The sequence below is a fragment of the Candidatus Kuenenia stuttgartiensis genome (assembly GCF_900232105.1).
Classification (GTDB): Bacteria; Planctomycetota; Brocadiia; order Brocadiales; family Brocadiaceae; genus Kuenenia; species Kuenenia stuttgartiensis_A.
The window spans coordinates 3,875,170-3,891,598 of sequence record NZ_LT934425.1 but is presented as its reverse complement, the minus strand read 5'-3'; the positions used below and the strand labels follow the sequence as shown (position 1 = coordinate 3,891,598).

Below are 16,429 nucleotides of genomic sequence, written 5' to 3'. Positions count from 1 at the left end.
AATATATCAAGCATTTAATTGATTCGGACTTAACAGTATAGCATCCGCCTGCTACAAAATTTTTATCTACTATAGCGCCCAAACAACAAGCGCAGAGACCATCAGACTCACCAATATTAACCCAGTGATCAAAAGTGGTACAGCAATCAGCCTTGATAAAAATTTTGCGAAAAGAGATGGAGGCGCTACCTTAAAACTATCCAACTGTCTTTGATTTTTTAGCCTTTCATATTCACCAAGGCGCTCATGTTTAAACTCAGCCTCCGTTATTCTCCCTGTAAATATCGATTCATCTACTGGCATTTTTTCAGGCAGTAAGTGCGTGTGAATGAAATGAATTGTGAAAATAAAAACAGCCGCCAGTATTGCTTCATATCGATGGATAATCAACGCAATACCGGGGATATCGAAGATGCTGGCAACCGAAACGGGAATAATTTTTGTAAACTGAACAGGAAACCAAAGAATTAAGCCGGTAGCGGCCATAACAATAGTTCCCCACATCAAAGAGAGATATTCAAACTTTTCCCAATAAATCCATCTATCAAAATTCGGCCTTTTGCCAATACCAATAAACCATTTGATGTCTGCTATTACATCAAAAAGATCTCTTGGTTGCAAAAGCATTGAATTAGGTCCCCAAAAAAAACCTTTCTTCTTTTTAATAGATACATTGAAAAACAGCCACGCGAAATGTAAAAAACCAGCAAAGAAAGTGATTAAGGCGCTGACCCTGTGAATATATCCTGCCGTAGGATATCCGCCAAACAACTCGTACAACCACCTCCCCCAATCATAACCGCTAAAGGCGAGTGGTAAGCCAGTCAAGACTAGCCCAAAAAAACTAATAATCGTTAAAAAATGACAGAATCTATGAAACAGCGTAAATCTTAAATAATTAGTGTTGCTCTTCATCGGAATGCCCCTTTCTCCTAAACTCGTCACGAACTGTAGCAAACCAGCCTAACAATGAATGGAGCCCAAACTTGGTAAATGTTAAAGCTAGAATACCAATATACGCCACAAACACAATACATAGGATTGTTTGGGGATTTTTAACTACTTTCTTCAACGCTTCAGGATCTTTGCGATAATTTTTTGCTGCAGCAAGCAAGGTCTTGTAATAATTTAAATTTTTTATCTGAGGATGTTCAACATGTTTCACGAAGCTTGCATTTGCATTTGCGTGACAACTACCGCATGTTTTAATTATGTTGTCTTGTCCAACCATAGACTCAGGTTCTGACGAGTTGAGAATAGTGTGTTTTCCATGACAATCAAAGCATACAGGCACATCCGTTGCGGTATGTCCAAGCGCAGTAACCTGACCATGTGCGTTATTCCTATAGCTGGCAAGATGCTCTTCATGACAAGAACCACATGTATCTATTGTCAACTTTCTGTGTAGCGGGTCAGTTTCCCTAAGAACATTCATCGGGGCTTTTTCTCCGTATATAGAAAAATGATAAGTAACCCCTCCATGACAATGCTTGCACGTAGGTACGTCCTTATCATTCTCCTTCATCAACTTAACATGCTTACTTTCATAATATTCCGCAGCAGGGTCGTCATGACAAAATGTTATACAGTCAACAGGCGTAAGATTAGGTTTGTGCCCATTTTCCGCAATGTCATCATCTTCGGCCTCTTCCAATGAAGCATGGCAATCTGTACAGGAAAAGTCTGTTCCACCATGTGCAGTTTTATCAAAAACCTCCCTATCAATCATCAAAGAAACAACTTCAATTTCACCCGTAACCGGGTCAATCCTAGCCTTCTCGGTCTTTTCTATTTTTTCCGGATCTGCATGACAACCATAACATGTTTCGTTCTCGGCCGCAATCAGTACTGCGGCCCGAGAACATAATCCTATTACAGAAACAAGAGCAATAAAGAAAAAACACCCCGGTCTAATAAATCGTAGTAATTGTTTTAATTTCATAATCTTTCTCTTCCTGTCCCTTTCCCACACTGGGGGTACCCATCGGGATATAATAACTCAAGTAACAACTCAAAACCCATCAATGTTTTTTCTTATAGGGCAAATAAAGCATATCGTCTTTAGGCAAGATGTCCGCCCATTTCTTCTTATCTGCATCAGAGAGCTTCTTAATTACAAGGTCAATATCATCTTCGTCGCGGTGGTCATCCTTCTTAAAATATTCTTTATAATCCATCACTTTATCTGTTTTAGGACACTTGTTCTTAGCATCAGCGCTCTCCCAGTGGCATTGCAGACATTGTTCTTTCACCGTAGCAGGTCCATTTATGCCCGCAACAATCAAGCCGGCGTCATATTGTGCTTTTCTTGCAAGAAGAGGGTCTTTCTTTAACAATTCTTTAAAGGCGTCCTTTCCCTTTCCCTGATAGTTTTTCTTCACCTTTTCATATTCTTCTCCGGCACCGTGGCACGCCTCACACTGCACATTTGGCAAATATTTTTTATCCCCAAATTTTTTCTTAATTTTCGCTCCCACAGCCGTTGCATGACACTTCAAACATTCAGGATTATCTTCGTCCGCTGTCCCCTGCAACCTTTTTTCCCAAGTATTTGAATGCAATCTCTCTTTGTATTCTTCCCCTTCATAACATCCCTTAGACATGTGACACTTACAGCCGGCATTACTAACAAATTTAGGCTCAGCTGCTTTCGCAGATACTGCAAATGAAATAGAACAAAATGAAATTACCAAACCACCAAATAATGACTTGTAAACTCTTCCTCTTAACATCTAAATGCTCCTTTCACATAATCAAAAAATAACCTTAAACTATTAAAATCTTAAAAAATATGAAACTCCTAAAACAATAAAACTTAACCCAATCACAACAATCGATACTCGTATAGCATCACCACAAACCTTTTTAATGATAATTTATCTTTAGTACATCTGCCAAACCCATTAATTTTACCACTTATGAAGAATTAGATCGAGAAACTAAGTATATATGAAGTTTAATGATGCATAGAATTGCGGTGCTTGCTGAAAAACATTTCCAAGCCTTATCTCAAATAATTACACCCCTTATGCTTAGTAAGCCATCATATCGCAATTTTTGAAATGAATAATCGGACGTAGATGCATACACTAGCATGGTTTTTTTATTGTGTCAACTAAAAATTGTTTTCCAAATCAATAAAATTACCATTTAAGTTTTTGCCATAAGATTATCGACAAAATTTGTATTTATATTCCCATTTGCAAATTGAGGATGTGTTATTAAATCCAATTGTAACGGAATGGTAGTTTTCACTCCTTCGATAACGTATTCACTCAATGCCCTACGCATACAGGCAATTGCTTCCTCACGTGTGTTTTGATGTACAATCAACTTAGCGATTAATGAATCATAGTACGGCGGGATTTCATAGCCGGAGTGAATGTGAGAATCCACCCTAACCCCTCTCCCTCCTGGAGGATGATAATTTGTGATCTTCCCCGGTTGCGGCCGAAAATCATTATAAGGATCTTCTGCATTGATCCTGCATTCTATAGCAACCCCCTGACTGCGAATTTTTTTCTGTTTAATATTTAATCTCTCTCCACTGGCAATCTTTATTTGTAATTTCACTAAATCTATTCCCGTCACCATTTCCGTAACCGGATGTTCTACCTGCAAACGTGTATTCACCTCTATGAAATAATAATTATTTTCCTTATCTAATAAAAATTCAACAGTTCCGGCATTTGTATAATTAATGGATTTTGCCATTTTTATGGCAGCCTTACAAATATCTTCCCGCGCCCGATCGGTAATGTATGGTGCAGGGGACTCTTCGATTAGTTTTTGGTGTCTTCGCTGCATGGTGCAGTCCCTTTCGCCCAAATGTATAATATTCCCGTAATTATCTCCAACTATTTGCACCTCAATGTGACGTGCATCTTCAATATATTTTTCTATATAAATAGACGAATCCTTGAATGCAGCCTTAGCCTCTCTTTGGGCAATAGTCAATGAATTAATGAGGCTTATATCATTATGAGCTACCCGCATTCCCCGTCCACCGCCCCCTAAAGAAGCTTTAATGATTACGGGAAAACCTATTTCATGTGCAACGCTTAACGCTTCCTGCTGACTTTTTATTACAGACAAACTTCCGGGAACAACAGGGACCTTGTTTTCTATTGCAATTTTCCTTGCTTCAGTCTTATTGCCAAGCTTCCTCAATGCATCAGATTTCGGGCCAATAAATACGATATTTGACGATTCACAAACTTCCGCAAAATGACTCACTTCCGATAAAAAACCATACCCAGGATGGATTGCTTCTATATCCGTGATCTCTGCAGCGCTGATGATGCTCGGAATATTTAAATAACTACCTTCCGCATCAGCAGGTCCAATACACACTACGATATCGGCTAGCTTTAAATAAGTGGCATTTGCATCCGATTTTGAGCAAACAGCGACAGTCTCTATCCCCATTTCGCGGCATGCCCTAATGATTCTCAAAGCAATTTCACCTCTATTTGCAACCATTATCCGGGAAAACATATTTCCTTCTTCCTTAATTATTTGAAATGATTCGAGTCCACTTATATCGTCGCTTTCTTTGTCTGTCGGACGCGAAAGAGCGGTTGCCCATACTCAACGGCCTCCCCATCTTGTACATATATTTCAATAATTTCACCTACCATTTCCGCTTTTACTTCATTCATAATTTTCATTGCTTCTATGATACAAACAACGGTTTCTTCATTTACGAAATCACCAATTCCAACACAAGGACTCTCGCCTGGAGCAGTAGAACGGTAAAATGTTCCCACCATGGGCGAATAAATCTCAGAAGAGCTTTCATTTTCCCGGGAAATTGCGAATGGCTGTTCTATCTGTTGGGCTTGCGCCGGATATAATGGTGGAATTGTCTGGTGAGAAATAGTTTGTGAATACCCGGAGATCCCCTTTTTTATTTTTATTTTTGTCGCTTCCTCTTGAATTTCGAGCTCAGACAACTCGCTCTCATCCATAATTTTTATCAATTGCTTTACTTTCTCTATAATGTCCATTATTTTTCCCTATATAAAATTTAGTAATTATCAAATAGTAAAGCGAAAATAGCATCTCTTATTACGAATTGTTTCATGTGTAAAAAATAAATTTCGGGCTTACGTGAAGAGATAAAGGATTGATTAAACGATGGGCTACTGAATGAATAGCTTTTCTATAATAAATATAGGCTATTGTTAAAAAGGGTCTTGCAGAATTTCCGCAATGAACACGTTAAATCATTCGTCAATATCCGATAACTTTTTAGGCAGTTTACTCAACACCTCACATCCCGTCGAGGTAACCAATACCAAATCTTCTATTCTAACACCTCCCCATTGGGGAATATAGATGCCTGGCTCTACAGTAAAAACCATGCCTTCTTTTAATATTTCATTGCTTTTCCTATTAATAAATGGCGCTTCATGAACTTCTAGCCCTACTCCGTGACCCAAACCGTGACCAAAATACTTTCCAAATCCTTTTTTCTCAATATAACCCCTTGCAACGGCATCTATTTTCTTTGCTATTACGCCAGGCCTTATGCTTCCAATTGCAAGGTATTGTGCATCAAGCACTATTTGATATATCCTTCGGAATTTCGGGGATATTCTATCCATGGTCTTAAGTCTTGTCAAGTCAGAATTATAATCCTGAAATCTTGCTCCCCAATCAATTAAAACGGTATCCCCTCTTTGAATCATGGTTGTTGAAGGGCGTGCGTGCGGCTTTGATGCATGTTTACCAACGGCACATATGATATCAAATGAACTTTTTTCCGCGCCCTGTTTCCTCAATTCATATTCTAAAATATCCGCTATATCTTTTTCAGTAATGCCATATTTTATTTTGCTTTGAACATTTGTATATGCTTTTTCCGCTATCCCTATAGCCTTCTGTATTTTTTCTAATTCATCCTTTGTTTTCTGCTTTCTATAATTCTCTACTATTCCTTTTACCGTAAGCATACAAATGTTATTTATTCTTTGTTTAATCTCATTAAACTGGTCTACTGAAATATATAAAGACTCGACGAGAAGTTTTTTTATTTTAAGTTGTTTAATCTTTCCACATATCGAATTTGTCAATGATATCTTTCTTTCTACTATTTTTATTTCCGGATTATCCTGGTGTGCTTGTTCTATATACCTGGAATCAGTGAATAAATAGTCGCTTCCCGGTGTTATTAAAAGAGCACTATCAGAACCTTTAAAATTCGTAATGTATCTGATATTTATCTCATTCGTGACTAAAAACCCATCCACGCCGTCTTCTTCTAATTTTTTCTTTATCTCGCCTAAACTCATAAATATCTAATTTACAGGAATAATTACATCTTTAATGTGCTTAACACTGTTTTTTAATTCGACATCATGCGCCATTCTCAGGGTCTATTTACGACTTTTTTTAATTTTTTCCATAAGTATATCGAGGAACGATTTAAACTGGTCATCTTTTTTCAATTCTTCGTTTATTTTTTTTATCGCAAATATCACTGTCGTATGTTTCTTGTTGCCAAAATAATTCCCTATTTGCTGATACGACCAATCCAACTGATTTTTTATTAAATACATGCATATCTGACGCGGAAACGATACCGTCTTCGCCTTCCGGCTCGAATGAAGGTCACTGCGGCTTATGTTAAAATGCCGCAACACCGCACCCTCTATCTCCTCCACCTTTACTACCTTGTCGTCGCCGTAAAAGAACTCCTTCAACACATCTTTGACAAACGCAATGTCTATCTTTCTGTCATTAAACCTGGCATGCGCCGTCAACGTCACCAAGGCGCTCTCCACCTCTCTTACACTATCATCAAACTTCTCCGCAATATACTCCAGCGCCTCCTCCGGAAAATACACATCGTACTTCGATGCCTTCGTCCTTAATATCAACAACCTCGTCGCATACTCCGGCCTCTCTATGCGCGCCACCATACCCGACATAAACCGGCTCGCCAAATTCTCCTTCAACTGGCTTATCTGCTTCGGATGGGCATCGCTCGCAAATATTATCCTCTTTGACGAATCATACAACGCATTAAACGTATGCAAAAACTCCTCCTGCACTCCCTGCTTGTTGGATAAAAAATGAACGTCATCTATCAGAAATACGTCCACATTCCTGTATCTCTGCCTAAATGACTCCATCTTCCCTTTCTGCAATGCATAGATAAACTCATTCGTCCACTTCTCCGCAGACATATACACCGCATTCACCGTCTGCTCTTTCCTGACCCGATTCCATATCCCCACAAGCAGATGTGTCTTCCCCACCCCTACATTCCCATGAATAAAAAGGGGATTAAAGGGCGGATACTCCTCCTTTATCATTTCAAGGGCCGCCGTATATGCAAGCCGGTTATTGGGGCCTATCACAAAATCCTCCAGCAACAAACCCTTGTTTAACCCCAGTGCTTTCCTCCCCGTATACGCACCCTTCTCATCAACAACATCAGGCTTTTCCGGCAATACGATCTCTTTCTCCTGCTTGTTGTCCAGTATAAACCGTACATCAAGGTCGCTCCTCTTCAGAAACCGCCCTATGTCCTCTTTCAACAAACCGGAAAAATTCTCCTGCAGCCACATCTGGGTAAATACGTTAGGAACGGCAATGCTTGCGTAAGCATCACCTATTGACTCAAGACGGGTATTTTTGAACCACAGATTGAATCGTAATGGGCCTAATTTCTCTCTGACATTCTCAAGAATATCATCCCATATTTTTGAACAAGGTTCCATTGTGATTCCTAATTTCTTGTTGCTTGTTTTGGTTGGATTGTGAATACGCAATCGTACGCGAAGGATTGAGATAGTATCAAAAGAGTTTTTATGTGTCAAAAAAAAACCGGTGCTTTTTTTACCCAAAATTTTTGGCATACCACTGAAACGAATGCAACCCTTGCAGGTATCACATAGTTAAACAAAATGCCCGCTACTTCAAAAAGATGGAAATAATTTTTTTTCTCTCACTTCCTCACCACACTTTTTTATCGCCGTTGTATTTGAGGTTCCATAAGTCGTATCAGTACATCATATTATCGCTGCTTTGCCTTCGCGATATCCATTTACCCCTCCAAGTCGCTCCGCAAATTATCCCGCGCACAGTTCCTGTTCTCTACCCTCTCAAAGCGGGAAATCAATTGTGGATAATATGTCAGTAACTTTCCTCACCCTTTGTATGGTTTCTTCTCGTTAATACCTTATTTGTAAGACAATACACCCCTTCCTATCTCTTCATACAATTACCTCTCCAAATGTGTTTATTGTATGTGCATTGTTTTGTAAATAACATGGATTTCTTCTTCTCTCTAATCAATCGTAGATTTATTTTTTCTTGCTAGTTTTCACAATAAAAAATATATCCTTTAAAATATAGCGTCTTGAGGTTAGAATATTTTTTTCTATAAAAAACTTTTATATGCTGTTTTTTAAAACGTCCCCTATTCTCTGGCACCCTAAAACCACATCATGTTTATACGTAAATTATCATACCTATCATTACTCTTTTGTATTTTAATTATCGGTTGCGGCAATAAAGCTGACTCGTTTAATAAAAAAGGGCTTTCTTTTTTTGAACAAAAAAAATACGATGAAGCAATTGACGCATTTAAAAAGGCATTGGAAATAAATAAGAATCACTATGATGCCCATTATGGTTTAGGCGTAGCCTATTACACAAAAGGGATGATAGACGAGTCGCTAACAGAACTAAAACGCGCTATTGAACTTAATCCTGAAGAGCCAAAGGTCCGCTATAACATTGCGTTTGCATATATGGCAAAGCAAATGACCATGGAGGCGATACAAGAATATAAAACGGCTATTGATTTATTTTCCTCTAAAAAAGACGTCAAAAAAGAAGCGGAGGCACACCTTTACTTATCGGTTGCCTATAGTCTGATGGAAAATCATGATGAAGCTCTTTTGGCATGTAAAAAAGCAATAGCGCTTAATCCGGAACTGGAAGACGGACACTATTTCCTGGGCGTCTGCTATTACAAAAATAATATGTATGATGAAGCAATTGCTGCGTTAAAAAAAACAATAATGCTGAATCCGAAAGCAGAAAAAGCACATAGTGTTCTGCATGTAATTTATGATAAACTTGGAATGGTTGAAGAGGCAACAAGTGAAAGGTTTATTTTACAACAGTTTACTCAGGAAAGAAGGAATCGAGATTAATCTCACAGCACAGCAAAATCGCAACGAAAGAGAACCACTCCTCTTTACCCTCCTTCACAAGGAGGAGATGCAAAACCCCCTACAAAAAAGAATTTTTTACAGAATAATACGATAGTATTACATTTATAAACCGTTTATTTAATTATCTGTTTATTCAACGAGTGTGTGGAGGATAAATGACGTGGAAAAGGATGTTGCACGGGTCGTAATCAGCGAGAAACAAATTAAGGAGAAATTAGTCGAATTATCAAATACTTTGATTAATACTTATCAAAATAAAGAATGGACGATTATTGCAATACTTAACGGAAGTCTCGTATTTCTTGCAGATTTGATTCGCCATATTCCTTTTTCAATAAGATTGGACACCATAGACGCCTCAAGTTATGGTGATTCGACTATATCGAAAGGGGAGGTCAATATTATACATAATTTTAAAATTGATATTGAAGGCAAACATGTTTTAGTAATAGATGACATTGTTGATACGGGAAATACGTTGAAAAAAGTTTTAGCAGATATTAAAAAATATGCCCCTGCTTCCTTGAAAAGCTGTGTGCTTTTAAGCCGTAGCGGAAGACGTCAAAATAAAATTAAACCTGATTATTGTTGTTTTAATGTGGGAGATGATTTCGTTGTTGGTTATGGCCTCGATTATAATAACAAATATAGAAATTTACCCTATATAGCAGTACTCAAAGACGAGTGCTATCGCAGAAACGGATGTCCTTAGACCTTGCATTATAAGTATATTGCCTGAATTCCGTCTCCTGCGGAATTTCACTGACAAACAAGTTTGGCAGTGCCACCCACCATACCGCTATTAAGATGTTATATTAGATTTCTCTAAAAACAGATGCGTTTAACGATACCTCTTGCATAAAATGTCATTATATACCATGGGCGATAAAAATGCCTGTCATCGCACAAAGAAAATAATGTTGGTGTTTCCACCGGATTGGTTTCCTTCTGAACCATATTTAAGCCTTCCCTCTCTTACTGCTGTCTTGCGGTCTGCAGGCCATCTTGTCGTTCAAAAAGATGTAAATCTTGAGATGTATGATTGGTTTTTCAGCAGTAACGGTCTTCAACTTATTTTTGAAAAGGCGCCGAAACAATTAGAAAGATTGAAAAATAAATCGGCGCTGTTAGGATTGGATGATAATGACAGATCAATTAAACAGGCATTAACCGGTTGTACAAAAGCCCGTATTAAAGAATTGTCGCAACATGCTGAAGAAGCAAAAAAGATCGTAACTTCCCCGGATTTTTTTGATGTAAAAAAACTTGAATGGGCTATCAATATTTTCCACGAAGTAACTTCCTTCATCTCACTTGTATACGCCCCTGCAATTATTCGCCTGCCACCAATGGAAACAACACTGCCCTATAACACTTTTATATCCTCAGAGCTTCTGAAAGCAATAAAAGATGCTCAGGTAAACGTTTACAGGGATGTTTATAAGCAGATTTTGCAACCGTCTATACACGCAGAAAATCCGGACATTATTGGAATTTCAATCGTTCTCAAGCAACAGCTTATATCTTCATTGACTTTTTGTTCACTTATCAAAGAAGATTTTCCACATATTCACATCACCATCGGCGGAAATACGATAACGCGGCTTCGTGACATATTGCCGGAAAAGCCTGATCTGTTTGCTGTTTTCGATAGTGCCATAGTCTTTGAAGGAGAAACCGCGTTGCTTAAGCTTGTTGAGACACTCGGTACTACACGAAATCTTGCAACCGTTCCAAACGTAATATTCAGAGATGCGTCAGGCATACATACTTCTCCATTAATAATGGCAGAAGATGTAACAAGACTGCTTGTTCCTGATTTCGATGGTTTGCCATTAGAAAAATATTTTGTCCCAGAATTAATCCTCCCTTACGTTGCCACAAGGGGCTGTTATTGGGGGCGTTGTAAATTCTGTGATCATGGAGAGGGGTATACCGCCGGCTACAGGGCAAAAAAGATCAGCCAGATTATTAATGATATCCATTATCTTCAAAACAAGTATCACACGCATAATTTTCACTTTCCCGACGAATCATACCCTCCGGCTTTATTTAAAAAACTCTCTTATGCATTGATAAAAAACAACATGAACATTGCATGGATGACCCATTTAAGATTTGAAAATAGTTTAACAAATGAAGAAATCTGGGAAACTGCTGCAAATGCCGGTTGCAAGTATTTGCATTTAGGCTTTGAGTCAGGAAGTGAACGGATATTAAAACGAATGGATAAGTCAACAACTACAAATATTATGCGCAAAATGCTTAAAATCTCTTCTAATGCCGGCATATGGAATCATGTAATGGGCTTTTTCGGTTTTCCGGGAGAGTCCTATGAAGACGCACAACAAACAATACAATTTTTGGAGGAAAATAAAGAATTTGTACATTCGATAGGATTCGGCACATTTGATCTCTGCAAGTATGCGCCAGTAACCAAAGAAAATAATACCTTTGGCGTTACCTACTATAAGAATCCTGAATGGGATCTTGCGTTAAATTATTATTACACGGTTGACGAAGGACTTGGTATTGAAGATTCAGAAAAATTACTAGAAGCATTTGAAAAGAATCATTATGAGGGATGGGATTTAAGGATATTTATCAGAGAATATGTGTTTTTATATGTGGCGCATTACGGGACAAACAGGCTTTATTCATTGCTTTGCAATTCTCAAAACAGGAACATTCCCGATTTTTTGTAACTCTTTACACCTGCCTGTCGGCACACTAGTACTGTACCACAAGCATCCTGCTTGTGATATTTGTAACTCGAGCCGGAAGCTTGAGTTACTATTACCCCTTAATTGCTTTTTTACAAAAAATCGGGAATGTACCCACCCGTGTTATGTTGCACCGTCATTATACGAAAAACTCCTAATGTCAAAGCTCACCAGCAACTACTTCGCCGCCTTCCGGTGGAGCGCCGTGTTATGCGATGCTTTGCATACGGTTTGCGAAGTCACGGCTGGAAGTAGCAGGAGGCAAAAGTATTCCTTCTTTCCGATACAGTTCGATGGCTTCCTCAACAATCTGACAAAGTTCTTCAAAGACCCGTTGCTCGTCATCGCCGTGACAACCTCCATAAATCAGTCCCGGCGCACTCCCTATATAACACTGATCTTCTTCGGACCATTCGACGATTTTCGCGTATTTTGCGCTGTCTTTCATTTTTTTAACTCCTCCAGTGCCAAGCGTACTGCTCGCACCTGATATTGCTTTGCATCGTCACCAGGTTTGCCTGAAATTGTAATAGGTTTAGGCACTTTTGAGTGGACAAAACTCCTATGGCTGCCTTTACCACCTCTATTTACGAAGCCTTCCTTTTCTAATTCAGCAATCAGTTCCCTTACCTTTGGAGGCATCAACGTATTCCCATATTTTCAGCAGTTTAACGCCTGAGCTCAACCGCGCCGCTTTTTGGCGCCGGCTGGTGTAGCGCCTTATTGGGCGTTTTCGGTTGACAATGTTTTCCATCGCGCCTGTATCGTATCGGCAGAAAGGTCCGCTCCGCAGTCCCATTCGACAAAGTACCCACTGTTGTGAACTCGTTCGAATTCAACTCTGTCGTTTAGTGGCGCGAAGGCCTCTGATTCCAAGTAAGGTTTTACGTCAAATAAACCTGCTCTTCCATTTTCTACTTTGACGTACAGCGTGTAATTGTCATTGGGAACAATTTCTACAATGTTCATTGGTCAAGTCCTCGAATTGGAAACGGTTTTTTACCATTTACTGCCAATTGCCAGTCAGCAAGTAAATCATCCTGATGTATTTCAATCCATGCGACGACTAACTTGTGCTTCTATGGCGGAAGCTCACCAGCCAAGACCGTTCCATCATGAATCGAATAGACCGCTACTTGTCCCTGATATTCGGCATGAATATGCGGCACGTTGTGCTTATCCATATCATAGAAAACACCCGGATAAGAATGCCATAGAACATCGAGATTGTAGGCATGACGACGGTCTATCCTATTACGCTTAGCAAGTTATTATACAGTTTCTACCTTTTAGCAAAGCGAAACTTAAAAGTCAACACAAAGTATAAGCTACTGTGCTTGACTTTTTATCAATTTAGCAGTTCTTCCCTGCGTACATTTTACTGTGTGCGCAATTCAGCCCCTAATTTTTTATACAAAGCGTCAAGTATTACAGCCGACGCATCATCAACCTCTTCGCTCTTTAGAGTTCTTTCGTAAGATTGGAAACAGAGATTAAATGCAATGCTTTTTTTTCCTTCGGGAATTTGTTTTCCCCTGTATATATCAAAATAATTTACTTCTTTTACGATGGAAATATTTGCGCCATTAATACAATCTTCTATGGACGCCCACGTTTTTTCTTCATCAACAACTATCGCAAAATCCCTCTTAACCATTGGATAAGGAGAAGGTTCGCAATATTTTTTATCAAAATGAGCTTTTTCAACTAAGGCATCTACGTCCAGCTCTATCAGAGTACACAACGTTTTGAAGCCCAATTCCTTACTTGCCTCGCCAATATAGCCAAGGGTTTTGCCGTCCATTAAAATTTTCGCTGCCTTTTCATTATTAAATAACCTCGTTTTCTCATGGAACGCTACCCACTCACATTTTTCATGTATTTTAAGATTTTTTAAAAGTGATTGAACAATCCCTTTTCCCTCAAAAAACCCTGCGGAATCTAATAGTGACAAACCGACCTTTTCGTGTGGTAATTTTTCTCCTTTAAGATAAATTTTTGCTATTTCAAAGAGTTTTACCTTCTCGCACGCATGATTTGCATTATGTATCTTGACTTTTGCCAGGCTGGGCAATAACGAGGTACGTAAGATACTTTCCTCCTGTCGCAAAGGATTTGCTATTTCAACAACATCTTCACCCGACCAGAGATTCACTCCCTTCAAAAAAGCATGATTAACGATACTAAAGGTCTTCGTCTCATAAAATCCTAATCCTGTTAAATTATTGCGAATAAGATTTTCTACAATCTCGTATTTACTCTTTTTACTGCCGCGAATGCCTATTGATGTTTTGGCTGGAATATTATTATAGTCATAAATCCTGCTCACTTCTTCTATAAGATCAATTTCACGTGACACATCACCACGAAAACCTGGAATTTCAACATCAATAAAGGTATCAGCACAATTAAGAATTTTAAACTGCAAACTCCTTAGAATATCCAGTATTACATCTCTGTTTATATCCACTCCCAAAATCTTTTTTACTCTTTCTATACGAAGCACTACCTTTTTCGCTTCAATTCGATTTGCACTAACGTCTATAATACCTTTGCACATTTCACCGCCTGCATGCTCAATGATTAGTTTTGCTGCCCTTTTTGACGCAAAATCTAAGCCCAATGGGTCAACACCTCTTTCAAAACGACAGGAAGAATCAGAAACAATTCCCAACGATTTGGAAGTACGCCGCACCTGTCTCGGCTCAAATCGGGCGCATTCAATAAGAATATTTCTTGTAACATCTGTTACCTCCGTTTCCTTTCCCCCAATTACGCCGGCTATTGCGATCGGCCTCTTTTCATCAGCAATAATAAGCATGTCATGAAAGAGTACACGTCTGGCGCCATTGATTGCAACGATCTCTTCCCCGCTCTCCGCCTTCCTTACTTGTATTTGTCCGCCTGACACCTTATCCAAATCAAATGCGTGAAGGGGCTGTCCCGACTCCATCATTACATAGTTTGTTATATCCACAATATTATTAACAGGACGAAGCCCAATGCATTTCAGTCTTTTCTGCAACCACTCCGGAGACGGTTTCACCATTATATTACGTATCACACGAGCTGTATACTGTGAACACAGCAACGGCTCTTTAACATCTACTTTAACATTTTGAGAGATATCACCATCACCTTCACGGGAAATATCCGTGCATGGCAGTTGCAGGCTTCCTTTTGTAATAGCTGCCACTTCTCTTGCAATGCCGATAATTCCCATGCAATCAGAACGATTAGCAGTAACTTCCAGGTCAATGCAGTAGTCATCCCCAAAAGGTTCAATGCCTGCCGCCACCAATCCGGCGCTGGTCAATTTATCTGCGAGCATTTTGGGAGACAAATCAAAGCAAACGTACTCTTTTAACCAACTATAGCTAATCTTCATAACACTCTTTTCTCATTTTAATCTTATAAAAAGGTATAAATCCTATTCAAAATTGAGAAAGAAAACGTATATCATTTTCATAAAATAAACGAATATCATTTATGCCATACTTTAACATGGCGACTCTTTCCACTCCCAATCCAAACGCAAAACCCGTATATTTTTCTGCATCATAATGAACGGCCTCAAACACATTAGGGTCAACCATTCCTGCCCCTAAGATTTCCACCCATCCGCTATATGAGCATACGCTGCATCCTTTGCCATTGCATAGAGAACAGGAAATATCCACCTCGGCGCTAGGTTCCGTAAAAGGAAAGAATGAAGGGCGGAGCCTCATTTGAACATTCTGCCCAAAATAAGATTTTATAAATTGATTCAGCGTGCCTTTCAGGTCGGCAAAGCTTACGTTTTCATCCACCAACAAGCCTTCCACCTGGTGAAACATAAAGGAATGACGCGCATCTACCGTGTCCGGTCGGTAAACGACGCCAGGCGCAATGATACGAACCGGCGGTTTTTGCTTCTCCATAATGCGAATTTGAACGGTGGATGTTTGACTCCGCAACAATACATCTTCCTTTATATAGAACGTATCAAAATCCGTTCTGGAAGGATGGTCGGAAGGAATGTTCAGTGCATCAAAGTTATAATACTCCAACTCAACTTCAGGTCCGTAAGCGACCTCAAACCCCAATCTGGCAAAAACGTCCTTGATATCATCGATAGTTTGGGTGATAGGGTGTTTTTTGCCTGCATCCGCTGGCTTTCCCGGCAATGTAACATCAAAAAACTCTTTCTTGTTTGCAGGTTTTTTATCCAAAGACAAGCTGTTTATTAAATCGGTAAGCGTCCTGCACATTTCATCTTTTAGAGCATTAACCTGTTTTCCATAAGAGGCACGTTTATCCACAGGTAGTTTTGGTATGACTTTCATTAATTCACTGACTATTCCGGTCCTGCCAATATATTTCACACTAAGCTGCTCTGCCTCTTGCCGTGTTTTTATCTTGCCAACTTCATTATGAAACATTTTTTGGGCATCTTGTATTTTTTCCGGCATAATGAATAATTTCCTAATGTTTATAAAAAACACAGGCACGCCCATTCATTGTATTTTGCAA

15 protein-coding genes and 1 pseudogene are annotated in these 16,429 nt (G+C 39.1%); 3 read left to right on the top strand and 13 right to left on the bottom strand.

Translation table 11 applies throughout. The features are described from left to right. Nucleotides 1-69: 69 nt before the first annotated feature. From KSMBR1_RS18115 to dnaA, 7 genes are all read right to left on the bottom strand, one after another. Nucleotides 70-915 carry a formate dehydrogenase subunit gamma gene (locus KSMBR1_RS18115; RefSeq protein WP_099326588.1) on the bottom strand — a complete coding sequence of 282 codons (846 nt, stop codon included), beginning with the start codon at nt 913-915 and terminating at the stop codon, nt 70-72. Further along, nucleotides 899-1,942, bottom strand: coding sequence for a hypothetical protein (locus KSMBR1_RS18110; RefSeq protein ID WP_099326587.1), 1,044 nt, complete (start codon nt 1,940-1,942; stop codon nt 899-901). The genes KSMBR1_RS18115 and KSMBR1_RS18110 overlap by 17 nt, the downstream gene beginning before the upstream one ends. 79 nt (nt 1,943-2,021) lie before the next feature. Beyond that, entirely contained in the window at nt 2,022-2,732 is a 711-nt protein-coding gene (locus KSMBR1_RS18105; protein WP_099326586.1) for a multiheme c-type cytochrome, read from the bottom strand. Between the two features lie 418 nt (nt 2,733-3,150). Beyond that, nucleotides 3,151-4,497: an acetyl-CoA carboxylase biotin carboxylase subunit gene (accC, locus tag KSMBR1_RS18100; RefSeq protein WP_099326585.1), complete on the bottom strand. Its 1,347-nt coding sequence runs from the start codon at nt 4,495-4,497 to the stop codon at nt 3,151-3,153. 41 nt (nt 4,498-4,538) lie between these two features. Then, a complete protein-coding gene (accB, locus tag KSMBR1_RS18095) occupies nt 4,539-5,009 on the bottom strand; it encodes an acetyl-CoA carboxylase biotin carboxyl carrier protein (RefSeq protein WP_099326584.1) in 471 nt (156 codons plus the stop codon). 219 nt (nt 5,010-5,228) lie between these two features. Then, nucleotides 5,229-6,296, bottom strand: coding sequence for a M24 family metallopeptidase (locus KSMBR1_RS18090; RefSeq protein ID WP_099326583.1), 1,068 nt, complete (start codon nt 6,294-6,296; stop codon nt 5,229-5,231). 84 nt (nt 6,297-6,380) lie between these two features. Then, on the bottom strand, nt 6,381-7,730 hold the full coding sequence (gene dnaA / locus KSMBR1_RS18085) for a chromosomal replication initiator protein DnaA (protein ID WP_157820721.1): 1,350 nt from the start codon (nt 7,728-7,730) through the stop codon (nt 6,381-6,383). A 729-nt stretch (nt 7,731-8,459) separates the two neighbouring features. Here dnaA and KSMBR1_RS18080 point away from each other — a divergent pair. The 3 genes from KSMBR1_RS18080 to KSMBR1_RS18070 all read left to right on the top strand — a co-directional run bounded on the left by KSMBR1_RS18080 (nt 8,460) and on the right by KSMBR1_RS18070 (nt 11,899). Further along, nucleotides 8,460-9,173, top strand: a complete 714-nt coding sequence (locus tag KSMBR1_RS18080; RefSeq protein WP_099326581.1) for a tetratricopeptide repeat protein — start codon at nt 8,460-8,462, stop codon at nt 9,171-9,173. A gap of 181 nt (nt 9,174-9,354) precedes the next feature. Continuing rightward, on the top strand, nt 9,355-9,906 hold the full coding sequence (hpt, locus tag KSMBR1_RS18075) for a hypoxanthine phosphoribosyltransferase (RefSeq protein WP_157820720.1): 552 nt from the start codon (nt 9,355-9,357) through the stop codon (nt 9,904-9,906). A gap of 151 nt (nt 9,907-10,057) precedes the next feature. Continuing rightward, nucleotides 10,058-11,899 carry a B12-binding domain-containing radical SAM protein gene (locus KSMBR1_RS18070; RefSeq protein ID WP_099326579.1) on the top strand — a complete coding sequence of 614 codons (1,842 nt, stop codon included), beginning with the start codon at nt 10,058-10,060 and terminating at the stop codon, nt 11,897-11,899. A gap of 226 nt (nt 11,900-12,125) precedes the next feature. Here KSMBR1_RS18070 and KSMBR1_RS18065 read toward each other — a convergent pair whose 3' ends face one another. The 6 genes and pseudogenes from KSMBR1_RS18065 to pheS all read right to left on the bottom strand — a co-directional run bounded on the left by KSMBR1_RS18065 (nt 12,126) and on the right by pheS (nt 16,368). Beyond that, nucleotides 12,126-12,365: a hypothetical protein gene (locus KSMBR1_RS18065; protein ID WP_099326578.1), complete on the bottom strand. Its 240-nt coding sequence runs from the start codon at nt 12,363-12,365 to the stop codon at nt 12,126-12,128. Beyond that, nucleotides 12,362-12,559: a type II toxin-antitoxin system HicA family toxin gene (locus KSMBR1_RS18060; protein ID WP_099326577.1), complete on the bottom strand. Its 198-nt coding sequence runs from the start codon at nt 12,557-12,559 to the stop codon at nt 12,362-12,364. The genes KSMBR1_RS18065 and KSMBR1_RS18060 overlap by 4 nt, the downstream gene beginning before the upstream one ends. A gap of 78 nt (nt 12,560-12,637) precedes the next feature. Next, nucleotides 12,638-12,886 carry a DUF2442 domain-containing protein gene (locus KSMBR1_RS18055; RefSeq protein ID WP_099326576.1) on the bottom strand — a complete coding sequence of 83 codons (249 nt, stop codon included), beginning with the start codon at nt 12,884-12,886 and terminating at the stop codon, nt 12,638-12,640. After that, nucleotides 12,883-13,154, bottom strand: a pseudogene (locus tag KSMBR1_RS23685) (DUF4160 domain-containing protein). The gene KSMBR1_RS18055 and the pseudogene KSMBR1_RS23685 overlap by 4 nt, the downstream one beginning before the upstream one ends. Before the next feature lie 141 nt (nt 13,155-13,295). Continuing rightward, on the bottom strand, nt 13,296-15,305 hold the full coding sequence (pheT, locus tag KSMBR1_RS18045; RefSeq protein ID WP_099326575.1) for a phenylalanine--tRNA ligase subunit beta: 2,010 nt from the start codon (nt 15,303-15,305) through the stop codon (nt 13,296-13,298). 46 nt (nt 15,306-15,351) lie between these two features. Further along, nucleotides 15,352-16,368, bottom strand: coding sequence for a phenylalanine--tRNA ligase subunit alpha (gene pheS, locus KSMBR1_RS18040; RefSeq protein WP_099327115.1), 1,017 nt, complete (start codon nt 16,366-16,368; stop codon nt 15,352-15,354). Nucleotides 16,369-16,429: the final 61 nt, after the last annotated feature.